This window comes from Parasphingopyxis algicola, assembly GCF_013378075.1.
In the GTDB taxonomy this organism is placed as follows: Bacteria; Pseudomonadota; Alphaproteobacteria; order Sphingomonadales; family Sphingomonadaceae; genus Parasphingopyxis; species Parasphingopyxis algicola.
In genome coordinates, this window is record NZ_CP051131.1 from 1138727 (window position 1) to 1151462 (window position 12736).

10 protein-coding genes and 1 pseudogene are annotated in these 12736 nt (G+C 63.4%); all 11 read right to left on the reverse strand.

Annotated features, from left to right (window positions below):
• Positions 1–155 precede the first annotated feature (155 nt).
• The 11 genes and pseudogenes from HFP57_RS05675 to HFP57_RS05725 all read right to left on the reverse strand — a co-directional run bounded on the left by HFP57_RS05675 (position 156) and on the right by HFP57_RS05725 (position 12723).
• A complete protein-coding gene (locus tag HFP57_RS05675) occupies positions 156–551 on the reverse strand; it encodes a lysozyme inhibitor LprI family protein (protein WP_176868877.1) in 396 nt (131 codons plus the stop codon).
• A gap of 4 nt (positions 552–555) precedes the next feature.
• Positions 556–1563, reverse strand: coding sequence for a biotin synthase BioB (gene bioB, locus HFP57_RS05680; RefSeq protein ID WP_176868878.1), 1008 nt, complete (start codon positions 1561–1563; stop codon positions 556–558).
• A 214-nt stretch (positions 1564–1777) separates the two neighbouring features.
• The gene (gene scpA / locus HFP57_RS05685; RefSeq protein ID WP_176868879.1) at positions 1778–3913 is read right to left on the reverse strand and encodes a methylmalonyl-CoA mutase; all 2136 of its coding nucleotides are present in this window, start codon (positions 3911–3913) and stop codon (positions 1778–1780) included.
• A 106-nt stretch (positions 3914–4019) separates the two neighbouring features.
• The gene (locus HFP57_RS05690) at positions 4020–4823 is read right to left on the reverse strand and encodes an enoyl-CoA hydratase-related protein (RefSeq protein WP_176868880.1); all 804 of its coding nucleotides are present in this window, start codon (positions 4821–4823) and stop codon (positions 4020–4022) included.
• Positions 4824–5263: 440 nt separating this feature from the next.
• A complete protein-coding gene (mce, locus tag HFP57_RS05695) occupies positions 5264–5683 on the reverse strand; it encodes a methylmalonyl-CoA epimerase (protein ID WP_176868881.1) in 420 nt (139 codons plus the stop codon).
• A gap of 243 nt (positions 5684–5926) precedes the next feature.
• The gene (locus HFP57_RS05700; RefSeq protein ID WP_176868882.1) at positions 5927–7201 is read right to left on the reverse strand and encodes a YncE family protein; all 1275 of its coding nucleotides are present in this window, start codon (positions 7199–7201) and stop codon (positions 5927–5929) included.
• Between the two features lie 194 nt (positions 7202–7395).
• Positions 7396–7661, reverse strand: a pseudogene (locus tag HFP57_RS05705) (GIY-YIG nuclease family protein).
• Positions 7662–7834: 173 nt separating this feature from the next.
• On the reverse strand, positions 7835–9367 hold the full coding sequence (locus tag HFP57_RS05710) for an acyl-CoA carboxylase subunit beta (protein WP_176868883.1): 1533 nt from the start codon (positions 9365–9367) through the stop codon (positions 7835–7837).
• 233 nt (positions 9368–9600) lie between these two features.
• The gene (gene mmsB, locus HFP57_RS05715) at positions 9601–10491 is read right to left on the reverse strand and encodes a 3-hydroxyisobutyrate dehydrogenase (protein WP_176868884.1); all 891 of its coding nucleotides are present in this window, start codon (positions 10489–10491) and stop codon (positions 9601–9603) included.
• 176 nt (positions 10492–10667) lie between these two features.
• On the reverse strand, positions 10668–11441 hold the full coding sequence (locus tag HFP57_RS05720) for an enoyl-CoA hydratase (protein WP_176868885.1): 774 nt from the start codon (positions 11439–11441) through the stop codon (positions 10668–10670).
• Between the two features lie 139 nt (positions 11442–11580).
• Complete coding sequence (locus tag HFP57_RS05725; RefSeq protein ID WP_176868886.1) at positions 11581–12723, reverse strand: acyl-CoA dehydrogenase family protein; 1143 nt, start codon at positions 12721–12723, stop codon at positions 11581–11583.
• Between the last annotated feature and the right edge of the window lie 13 nt (positions 12724–12736).

Genomic DNA, 12736 nt, shown 5'->3' on the forward strand with positions numbered 1-12736 from the left:
ATATTTCGCCGAAGCCCGCAGCCGTCGGCCAGCCGATCAGCAATCTCAGCAAACATATCGCGAAAAATACAGCGAGCCCAGCGGCACATCCTCCGATTGCAATCGCAAACAGTTCATGAGCTGCCATTTTTAGTGATGCGATCCAAACCTTCATGCTATTGATCTTCGATCATCAGATTGCGCAGCTCGGTCGTTCGCTGGCGTGTCATAGTCGTTCGGCAACCATGGTAGAGTAGCGGCTCCGCACTGCCGCCGCGCATATGATAGCTATATGCCGCGCAATGCTCGTCGCGCACGATGATCCAGGCGCGCTGGGCCGCGAGCAAACGCTCCGCGCCGCTCGCCCGGCCATCGTTCAAATCGTCAAAGCTCAAATAGTTGCGCGCATAGACAATCGCCTGTTCCCAGACTTCGTTGAGCTCGGCATCGGCCTGTTCATACTCCCAAGCGGCGCAGGCGTTCATCGGTTGCTGCGGCAGATTGCCATAATCGGCGCAGTTCTCGGCGTTCGGTGTGAACTGCATCATCGCGAAGAGAGCAACGCCGAGCAACGCCTTACTCCGCCGCCATCAGATCGGCCCGCGCCGGCTCTTTGCCTTCCAGCGGCACGAGCCCGAGTTTTTCGAACAGCGCCGCATCGGCATCGTCACCGCGATTGCCGGTGGTGAGCAGCTTGTCGCCGGTGAAGATGCTGTTCGCGCCGGCGAGGAAACACAGCGCCTGCAAGGCCTCGCTCATGCTCTCGCGGCCTGCCGACAGCCGCACCATCGAGCGCGGCATCGTGATCCGCGCGACGGCGACCGTGCGGACGAATTCGAGATCGTCGATCTTCGCCTCGGGCACGTCGTGCAGGATATCGCCCAGCACCGTGCCTTTCACCGGCACGAGCGCGTTGACCGGAACGCTTTCGGGATGCCGCTCGAGCGTCGCCAGCGCATGGAGGAAACCGACCCGATCCGCACGGCTTTCGCCCATGCCGACGATGCCGCCGGAACAGACATTGATCCCGGCCTCGCGAACATTGTCGAGCGTTTCGATCCGCTCCTCGAACGTCCGGGTCGTGATGACCTCTTCATAGCGCTCGGGCGAGGTATCGATATTGTGGTTGTAGTAATCGAGGCCCGCTTCGGCGAGCATATCCGCCTGTTTGGGCGTCAGCATGCCGAGCGTCATGCAGGTCTCGAGGCCCATCTGGCGCACGCCGTTTACGATCTCGACGATCGCCGGCATGTCGCGATCCTTGGGGTTGCGCCACGCCGCGCCCATGCAGAAACGCTGCGATCCCGCATCCTTGGCCTGCGCCGCAGACTGCAGAACCTGGCGCACGTCCATCAGCTTGGTCGCCTCGACGCCGCTATCGGCATGGACGGATTGCGAGCAATAACCGCAATCCTCAGGGCACCCGCCTGTCTTGATGGAGAGGAGCGTGCAGAGCTGCACTTCGCCCGCCGCATGGTTTTCACGATGAACGGTCTGCGCCCGCCACATCAGCTCGTGAAACGGCAGTTCGAAAAGATCGGCGATCTCGTCGCGCGTCCAGTCGGTACGGATTTCGGCTGTCATTTTTTTACTCCGTCATGCTGAACTTGTTTCAGCATCCACTTCTCCTCTTGCACAGGTTCAACAAACTGATGAGTGGACCCTGAAACAAGTTCAGGGTGACGAAAAGGGGAAAATTCGATCTAGCCGTCCCCATGCATAAACATTCCAGAGTAAAACATCAGCATAAGAACGACCACGAGCGAGAACGCTCCGAACAGAATAGCCTTGCTGCCTTTCACTCGGCGGCTTCCTCCAAAGGCGGCAGGTTGTGGCCGAGAAGCTTTAAGACTTCGCCCGCCGCGTCAACCAGATTGGTGCCGGGCCCGAAAATCGCTTTCACCCCCGCTTCGCGCAGGAAATCGTAATCCTGTGCGGGGATCACGCCGCCCGCGATCACCTTGATGTCCGACCGGTCCGCATCCGCCAACTTCTGGATCAGCTCGGGGATCAGCGTCTTGTGACCGGCGGCGAGGCTCGAGGCACCGATCACATCGACATCCTTCTCCACGGCCCATTCCGCCGCTTCGTCGGGCGTCTGGAACAGCGGCCCGCTGACGATCTCGAAGCCCAGGTCCGAGAACGCGCTGGCAACGAGATTGGCGCCGCGGTCGTGCCCGTCCTGCCCCATCTTGGCGACCATCATCCGGGGCTTGCGCCCGAGCCGCCGCTCGACTGCATCGACGCCCTCGCCCGCGCGCAGCCAGCGCGCATCGTCGGCATAGGCGCCGCCGTAAATGCCGCTGACCGGGGTCGGCACGGTATCGTACCGGCCGAAAGCGTCCTCCATCGCGGCGGAGATTTCGCCCAGCGTGCAGCGCGCGCGCGCGCATTCGACCGCCAGCGCCAGCAAGTTGGCATCGCCTTTCGCGCCCTCGGTCATCGCCTTGAGCGCCGCCTCGGCGGCGTCGCCGTCGCGCTCCTTGCGTGTCTGTTCGAGCCGCGCGATCTGGTCCCGCCGAACGCGCGCATTGTCGATATCGAGAATGTCGATCTCGTCTTCCTCGGCAAGCCGGTATTTGTTGACGCCGACGATGACCGTTTCGCCGCGGTCGACCGCCGCCGCCTTGGCCGCCGCGGCCTCCTCGATATGGCGCTTGGGAAGCCCCTCGGCGACGGCCTTGGTCATGCCGCCATGCTCCTCGACTTCCTCGATCAGCGCCCAGGCCTTGTCGGCAAGCTGCTGGGTGAGCTGTTCGACATAATAGGAACCGCCCAGCGGATCGGCGACATGGGTGATGCCGCTTTCCTCCTGGAGGATCAGCTGGGTGTTGCGCGCGATCCGCGCCGAACGGTCGGTGGGTAGCGCCACGGCTTCGTCGAAGGCGTTGGTATGGAGGCTCTGCGTCCCGCCGAGCGTCGCCGCCATCGCCTCGATCGTCGTGCGGACGACATTGTTGTACGGATCCTGCTCGGTAAGGCTCACCCCGCTCGTCTGGCAATGGGTGCGCAGCATTTTCGATTTGGGGTTCTGCGCGCCGAAATCCTCCATGATCGAATACCAGAGCTTGCGCGCCGCGCGCATCTTGGCGATCTCCATGAAGAAATTCATGCCGATGCCCCAGAAGAAGCTGAGGCGCGGCGCGAAACTGTCGACATCCAGGCCCTTCGCCATCGCCGCGCGGACATATTCCATGCCGTCGGCGAGCGTATAGGCGAGTTCCTGCACCGCCGTCGCCCCGGCCTCGTGCATGTGATAGCCGGAAATCGAGATCGAATTGAAACGCGGCATATGCTCGGCGGTATAGGCGATGATGTCGGCAACGATCCGCATCGAGGATTCGGGCGGATAGATATAGGTGTTGCGGACCATGAACTCCTTGAGGATGTCGTTCTGGATGGTCCCGGCGAGCTGCTCCTGCGACACGCCCTGCTCCTCGGCCGCGACGATATAGAAGGCCATCACCGGGATCACCGCGCCGTTCATCGTCATCGAGACCGACATCTGGTCGAGCGGGATCTGGTCGAACAGGATCTTCATGTCGGCCAGCGTATCGATCGCGACCCCCGCCTTGCCGACATCGCCGACGACGCGCGGATGATCGCTGTCGTAACCCCGATGCGTGGCGAGATCGAAGGCGACCGAAAGCCCCTTCTGCCCGGCCGCGAGATTGCGGCGGTAGAAGGCGTTCGATTCCTCGGCTGTCGAAAAGCCCGCATATTGGCGGATCGTCCAGGGACGGCCTGTGTACATCGAGGCATAGGGCCCGCGCGTGAACGGTTCGAAGCCAGGCAGGCCCGGATCGAGCGCATCTTCCGCAGAATAGACAGGCTCGACGGCGATTCCCTCGGGCGTTTCCCAGGTGAGGTCGCGGCCCTTGACTTCCTTGGCCGCGCGCTCCCGCCAGTCGGATTTGGTCGGTTTTTCGGTCATGGCGATCTTCTACCCCTGTGCCCCGCGCATGTCGAAGCCTCCCTGCTCGCAGACCGGTTAGAAGAAAGAATGGGGCTTCGACAAGCTCCACCCGAAAGAATGGGCGCTATTTCCCCGTGAACTGCGCCTTTTCCTTCTTGAGGAAGGCGATGGCGCCGATCTTCGCATCGTCGCTGTTGCCGGCCTCGCGCTGGGCGTTTGCTTCGGCATCGAGCGCGTCGGAATAGCTGCGCTCGAGATTCTGCGTCGCCACGCGCCGCATCAGGCCGAGCGCGAAGGTCGGGCCTTCCGCGAGGCGCTTCGCAAGCACCATCGCCTCGTCGATCAGTGCATCATCCTCGACGCATTTGTAGATCAGCCCCCAATCGGCGGCCTTTTCAGCCGGAATCTTCTCGCCCAGCATCATCATCTCGAAGGCGCGCGCCTTGCCGGCGAGGCGCGGCAGCATCCAGGTCGCGCCGCCATCGGGCACGAGGCCGATATTGACGAAGGCCTGGAGGAAATAGGCCGACTTGCCTGCCAGCACGAAATCCCCGGCCAGCCCGGCCGAACAGCCGACGCCCGCGGCCGGGCCGTTGACCGCGGTGATGAACGGTACCGGCAGGTCGGCGATCTTCCTGATCATCGGGTTGTAATGGCCGTCGAGCGAGGCCTTGGCCGCGTCGCCGCCCAGGCCCTGGGACCGGTCCCGGCTCCCGCCGCCGCCCGCCAGATCGGCGCCCGAGCAGAAGGCCCGCCCCTCGCCGGTCATGACGACCGCGCGAACGCCCCGATCCAGCGCTTCGTCGAGCGCGGCGGAAATCTCGTCGGCCATCGCCGGCGGCATCGCATTGAGGCGCTCGGGCCGGTTCAGCGTGATCGTCGCGATATCATCGGCAACGGCGAGTGTGATCATTTCATAGTCGGCCATGATTGCCTCCCTGGTGGCAAAAGAGTGAGTCGGCGGTTTCCGTTAACGTCAACTCTGTCGGACGCGCGATCTTTGTTCAAGTATCAATTTGGCGAGGGCGGTGCCCGAAGTTGGCGAAAGGGACGCGCATGAGCGGTTTTCGACGTCATTTTGGCGCGAAACGGCGCTTTGGCGCCGCGATCCGCATCATCCGGCGCAACTTTCGGACCCGTTCCGCAACTTTCGACTTTCTTCCATTGCGACTCTGATTGACGATTGCGTCTTTGCGGCAGGGTTCGTCATTGCGAGCGCAGCGAAGCAATCCAGAGCATCGGGAGAGGCGCTTGCGGCCCTGGATTGCCGCGTCGGCCCGAAACAAGTTCGGTCCTCCTTGCAATGACGGACCTTGGCCGAAAGCAATAATTGTCGCCCAATATCGAGAAAACGACCGGCGCCGTCCCTCAATGCTCCGCTTTGGGCGTCTCCATGATCTCGGTCAGCACCCCGCCCATATCCTTGGGATGGACGAAGAAGATCAGGGTGCCGTGCGCGCCGATCCTGGGCTCGCCGAGGACGCGCTTGCCTAGTCGCTCGAACTCCGCCTTGGCCGCATGGATGTCCGGCACCTCGAAACACAGATGATGCTGCCCGCCCTTGGGGTTGGCCTTCAGGAATCCATGAATCGGCGAATCCTCGCCGAGCGGCTCGATCAGCTCGATCTGGCTGTTCGGCGTATCGACGAAACAGACTTTGACGCCTTGGGCCGGCATGTCGAACGGCTCGTGGATCGTGGTCGCGCCCATGATATCGCGCCAGAAGGCGATGCTGTCGGGAATGGACGGCGTTGCGACGCCGACATGGTTGAGGGGGCCGAGTTTCATTTCACGCTTCCTCGTTGATCGTCATGCTGAATCTATTTCAGCATCCACTCCTATTCTCGCACCGCCTTCGCAAGCTGAAAAGTGGATCCTGAAACAAGTTCAGGATGACGTGAGCGGATTTGGCGCCGCCGTCATTGCGAGGAGCGCAGCGACGAAGCAATCCAGAGCGGCGAGGAACATCGCTGGCGGCCCTGGATTGCCGCGTCGCCTGACGGCTCCTCGCAATGACGGTGCCAGGCCAAACTACCGCACCGCCCCCAAGACGCTCTCGGGCACCCGGCCCACCGTGATATGCTTGGGCGCGCGGCCGATATCGAGCCGGGCGACTTCCGCGCGCGCCGCGATATCGATCAGCGACACATCGTCGCTGCGATTGTTGGCGACGACGCAGATCGCGCCGTCCGCGCTCACCGCCGACCAGCTCGGCGCATTGCCGACGGGCACCGTGGCGAGCAGCTCCAGCCCCTCGGTCGCGACCAGCGCCGCATAGTCCGACGCCCGGCCCGCCGCGCACAAAGTCGCGCCGTCCGGCGTTATCACCAGTCCGTGATGCGGCGCCTCGAAATCCCAGTCCTCCTCGCTCACGCCCGCGGCCACCGGCAGGTCGATCCGGTCGACGATCTCGCGCCGCGCGAAATCATAGGTCACGATCGAATGCTCGTTCGAGAGCTGGGCATAGAGCAGGCTCTCGTCGGGCGAGAGCTGGAACGGCCGGATGCCGCGCGGGAAGCGGTGGCGGTCGATCCGCTCGAGGGTCGCCGCGTCATAGACGGTCAGCTGATAGGGCCAGGGATCGTCCGCGTCCTCCGCCGCGCCGCGCGCGGTTTCGTCCTCCTCCTGCATGTCGCCGAGGCTGGCGCTCAAGATCCGGTGATTGTCCGGCGTCGCATGGACGTCGTGCGGCCATACACCGGTGCGGAGGCGCGCGAGCCGCTCCCCGGTCCGCGCGTCGAGCACGTCGAGCCGGTCCGAAATCGTGCCCGACACATAGAGCCGCGATCCATCGGGCGCGATCGCCATATGATCGGCGCGGACGCCCGCGACGCGCGTCCGCCAGCGCAGGATCCCGCTCGCCAGATCGAACGCCGCGACATCGCCGAGATGGCCGCGCGCTACATAGAGCGTACGCCCGTCGGGCGAGAGATCGGTGTCCTGCGCGTAGTTGAGACCGCCACCCCGCTCGATCAGCCGCTGGCCGGCGAGCCCCTGGGTAAAATCGCGGAAGATCGACACGCGGCGGCCGTCGGGCACGATATCGAGTGCGCCGATGACTTCGCGCGCCTCGATATCGACGAGGCTGATCGTTCCGCCGACCGCGTTGGAAACGAAGGCGATTTCCCGGGTCGGCCCTTCCGGCGCCACCGCCACATCGACCGCCTCGGCGCCGACCCGCGATTCCTGCCAGACGCGATAGCCGGCGAAGAGCGCGAAGATGACGAGCGCGACGAGGAGAAGGCGTTTGATCATCGGCGGAACCTCGCTCTTCCTCACATCGTCATGCTGAACTTGGTTCAGCATCCACCCCCTATTCTCGCATTGCCGTCGCAGATTGAAAAGTGGATCCTGAACCAAGTTCAGGATGACGGGAGCGGATTTAGTGAACTCGTCATTGTGAGGAGCCGAAGGCGACGCGGCAATCCAGGGCCGCCAACGATACCGCTCGCTGCTCTGGATTGCTTCGTCGCTCCGCTCCTCGCAATGACGATGCAGTGTCAGGCGATAGCCGCATACAAGTCCCGCCATGTCGGATTGCCGGCCTCGATCAGTGCAAGTTTCTTCTTCCGTGATCCGGCCTTGATCTGCTTCTCGCGCGCGATGGCGGCTTCCATCGTCTCGTGCATCTCGAACCAGACGAGCAGCTTGCAGCCATAGCGTTTGGAAAAGCCGGGAAAGGTGCCTTCCTGTGCTGCCACGCGCGCTGCAGCAGATTGGAGGTGACGCCGGTGTAAACCGCCCCATTCCGCCTGTTCGCCATCATATAAACCGCCGGCTGGCTCACTCAACCCATGCCTCAACCAGTATCGTCATTGCGAGGAGGCCCGAGTTTGTCTCGGGACGACGCGGCAATCCAGAGCGGCTGGCGGTGTCGCTTGCGGGTCTGGATTGCTTCGCTACGCTCGCAATGACGAGGGACGTCAATTCGATCACGCCCTACAACGGAATGTTATCGTGCTTCTTCCAGGGGTTCTCGAGCGTCTTGTTCCGCAGCTTCCGTAGCCCCAGCGCGACCCGGCGCCGGGTCGAATGCGGCATGATGACCTCGTCGATAAAGCCTTTCGCCGCCGCGACGAAAGGATTGGCGAAGCGGTCTTCATATTCTTTTGTTTTTTCGGCGATCTTTTCGGGATCGTCGCGGTCCTTCCTAAAAATGATCTCGACCGCGCCCTTGGCGCCCATCACCGCGATCTCGGCGGTCGGCCAGGCATAGTTGAGATCGCCGCGCAGATGCTTCGACGCCATCACATCATAGGCGCCGCCATAGGCCTTGCGCGTGATCACCGTGATCTTCGGCACCGTCGCCTCGGCATATGCAAACAGAAGCTTCGCGCCATGCTTGATGATGCCGTTATGCTCCTGCCCCACGCCGGGGAGGAAGCCCGGCACGTCGACAAAGGTCACGATCGGGATATCGAAGGCGTCGCAGAAGCGCACGAAGCGCCCGCCCTTTTTCGACGCCGCGATATCGAGACAGCCGGCGAGCACCGTCGGCTGGTTGGCGACGATGCCGACCGTGCGGCCCTCGATCCGGCCGAAGCCGATGATGATGTTCGCCGCATGGGCCGGCTGGAGCTCGAAAAACTCGCCCTCGTCGACCGTTTTCCGGATCAGTTCGTGCATGTCATAGGGCGTCGCCGCGCTCGCCGGGATCAGCGTGTCGAGGCTCGGCTCTTCGCGATCCCAGGCGTCGGCGGTCGGCCGTTCGGGCACCTCTTCGCGATTCGAGGCGGGCAGATAGTCGATGAAATCGCGCGCCGCCATCAGCGCCTCGATATCGTTCTCGAACGCCACGTCCGCGACGCCCGACCTGGTCGTGTGCGTGACCGCCCCGCCCAATTCCTCCTGCGTCACCACTTCGTTGGTGACCGTCTTAACGACGTCGGGTCCGGTCACGAACATGTAGGACGAATCCTTCACCATGAAGATGAAGTCGGTCATTGCCGGGCTGTACACCGCGCCGCCCGCGCACGGGCCCATGATGAGGCTGAGCTGCGGCACGACGCCCGAGGCGAGCACGTTGCGCTGGAACACCTCGGCATAGCCGCCGAGCGACGCCACGCCTTCCTGGATGCGCGCGCCGCCGGAGTCGTTGAGGCCGATCACCGGCGCGCCGACCTTCATCGCGGTGTCCATCACCTTGCAGATCTTCTCGGCATGCCGCTCGCTGAGCGAACCGCCGAACACGGTGAAATCCTGGCTGAAGGCGTAAACGAGCCGGCCGTTGATCGTGCCCGATCCGGTGACGACGCCGTCGCCGGGCACGATCTGGTCCTGCATGTCGAAATCGACGCAATTATGCTCGACGAACATGTCGAGCTCCTCGAACGAGCCTTCGTCGAACAGGATCTCGAGCCGCTCGCGCGCGGTCAGCTTGCCCTTGGCGTGCTGTCCGTCGATGCGTTTCTGGCCGCCGCCCATACGGGCGGCTTCGCGCCGGCGTTCAAGATCTTCGATAACGTCCTGCATAACTCTCCCCTTTTGCGCGTCAGAAAGAAGAGGATGCCTGCATTGTCAATGCTATCCCTATCCTTGCGGCAAAGCCCGTCATGGCGGGGACCCCGGACTTGATCCGGGGGACGAAGCAATCCGGAGCGGCTGGCGATATCGCTCATGGCCCTGGATTGCCGCGGGCCTTCGGCCCCCCGCAATGACGAATGGCGGCGTCCGGTCTCCCCCTCGTTCGAGAGAGGCGGTAAATGTCAATCCGTGGAACTGGCTTCGAGGAACTTGATAATGCCGGAAAAATCCTTCTTCTCGCCGCCATGCTTGACGAACTGCTCGTACATGGCGCGCGCCTTGGCGCCCATCGGGGTGCGCATCCCGGCCTCGTCGGCGGCCTCCATGGCGAGCTTGAGGTCCTTGAGCATCAGCGGCGCGGCGAACCCGCCTTCATAATCGTGATCGGCCGGGCTTTCGGGCCCGACGCCGGGGACCGGGCAATAGCTCGTCATCGACCAGCTCTGGCCCGAGGCCTTGCTCGAAATGTCGAAGAAGGTCTGCGGATCGAGGCCCAGCGACTGGGCGAGGTTGAAGGTTTCGCAGGTCGCGATCATCGTCGCGCCCAAGAGCATATTGTTGCAGATCTTGGCCGCCTGCCCCGCCCCGGCCTCGCCGGCATGGATGACGGCCTTGCCCATGTCCTCGAGAATCGGCCGGGCGCGTTCGAACGCGGTTTCACGGCCACCGACCATGAAGGTCAGTGTGCCGCCGGACGCCGCGGCGATCCCGCCCGAAACCGGCGCATCGACCATCAGCAGCCCCTTGCCCGCCGCCATTTCGGCGACGTCGCGCGCGGTCGCGACGTCGATCGTCGAACAATCGAGCAGCAGCGTGCCGGGGTCGGCATTGTCGAACACATCGTCGACATAGACGGCTTTGACGTGCTTGCCGGCGGGCAGCATGGTGACGACGGCCTCGGCGCCCTTCACCGCGTCCGCGCCGGATCCGGCGACCCGGCAGCCATTGGCCTTGGCGGCCTCCAGCGCCTCCTCCGAAATATCGAAGGCGGCGACGTCATGCCCGGCCTTGGCGAGGTTCGCGGCCATCCCGCTCCCCATATGGCCGAGCCCGATAAAGGCGATTGTGGTCATTGGATTAACCCCTTCAATGATTCGTCATGCTGGACTTGTTTCAGCATCCACCCGTCTTCGTGCGACTTCGCTGGCACTTTTCTCGCTCGTTTTCCAGCACGGCCTGTCCGCACCGGACAATCGGCCACCCAGCCCAAAAGTGGATTCTGAAACAAGTCCAGAATGACGATAATATTTCACTTACCCGTCCAATTGGCCTCGCGCTTCTCGACAAAGGCGGCCATGCCTTCCTTCTGGTCCTCCGAGCCGAACAGGCCGTGGAACAGGCGGCGCTCGAAGGCGATGCCCTGGGCGAGCGTGGTTTCGAAAGCGGCGTTGACCATCTCCTTGGTCGCCATCGCCGCGAGCGGACCCATCCCGGCGATCGTCTCGGCGGTCTTCACGGCTTCGTCCGCCAGATCGTCCGCCGGAACGACTTTCGCGACGAGCCCCAGCCCTTCGGCCTCTTCCGCGTCCATCATCCGGCCGGTCAGGCACATTTCCATCGTCTTGGCCTTGCCGATCGCGCGCGCCATGCGCTGCGAGCCGCCCATGCCGGGCGTCACTCCCAATTTGATCTCGGGCTGGCCGAACTTGGCGCTGTCCGCCGCGATGATGAAATCGGCCATCATCGCGACCTCGCAGCCGCCGCCCAGCGCATAGCCGGCCACCGCGGCGATCCACGGCTTGCGGGTCTGCGTCACCCGCTCCCAGCCGCCGAAATGGTTGGCGCCGTACATGTCGGCGAAGCTCTGGTCCGACATCTCCTTGATGTCCGCGCCCGCCGCGAACGCCTTTTCGCTGCCGGTGAGCACCGCGCAGCGCTGGCTGTCGTCCGCGTCGAAGGCGGCAAAGGCGTCGATCGCCTCGTCGAGCACCTGATTGTTGAGCGCGTTCAGCGCCTTGGGGCGATTGAGCGTGATCAGCGTGACGGCGCCGCGCTGTTCGACGAGGATGGTTTCGTATTCCATAGATATCACCTGCTAAATTAACCCGTTAGTGTCGAGCGGCGGTTCGAGCGAAGCCGAGAACCAAAGTCGAGACATCGTCCCGGGCGGCCCGTGTCTCGACTACGCTCGACACCAACGGCGTGTTCAATTCCAAGACAATTTACTGCCGCAGCATGTCGCGCGAGACGATCATGCGCATGATCTGGTTCGTGCCTTCCAAAATCGAATGGACGCGCAGATCGCGCCAGAAGCGTTCGATCGGATAATCCTGCAGATAGCCATAGCCGCCGAACAGCTGCAGCGCATCGTTGACGATCTTGCTGCCGTTATCGGTCGCCAGCCGCTTGGCCATCGCGGCGAACCGCGTCTTGTCCGGCGATCCCGCCGTCACCTTGGCCGCCGCTGTGTACAGCAGCATGCGCGCCGCCTGGAGATCGGTTTCCATATCGGCGAGCATGAACTGGGTGTTTTGGAAATCGGCGATCGCCTGTCCGAACTGCTTGCGCTCCTTGGTGTAGCCCACCGCCTCGTCGAGGCACCGCTGCGCGCCGCCGAGCGAACAGGCGCCGATATTGAGCCGCCCGCCATCGAGCCCCATCATCGCGATGCGGAAGCCTTCCCCCTCGTCGCCCACACGGTTTTCCACAGGAACGCGCACATTGTCGAAATTGACCTGCGCGGTCGGCTGCGAATGCCAGCCCAGCTTCTTCTCGAACGCGCCGAAGGAAACGCCCTCCATCTCCTTCTCGATCACGAGGCAGGAAATGCCCTTGGGCCCGTCTTCGCCGGTGCGGACCATGCAGACATAGATCCCGTTCTCGCCGCCGCCCGAGATAAAGGCTTTCGAGCCCGACACGACATAATCGTCGCCGTCGCGCACGGCCTTGGTCTTGAGCGCGGCGGCGTCGGACCCCGAACCCGGTTCGGTCAGGCAATAGCTGGCGACGCGCTCGCAGGTCACGAGCCGGGGCAGATATTTCTCTTTCACCGCGTCGGCGCCGAACGTGTCGACCATCCAGCTCGCCATATTGTGGATCGAAATGAAGGCGCTGGTCGAGGGGCAGCCATAGGCCATCGCCTCCATGATCAGCGCCGCCTCGAGCCGGCCGAGCCCGATCCCGCCCGATTCCTCGGACACGTAGATCGCGCCGAAGCCGAGTTCGGCAGCCTTGCCGATCGTATCGCGCGGGAAGATATGCTTCTCGTCCCATTCAGCGGCGTGCGGGGTGATCTCGTCGGCGGTGAATTTCTGCGCCATCTCCTGGATCTGGCGCTGTTCGTCGGTCAGGTCGAATTGTGTCATGCGCGCCCCTTAG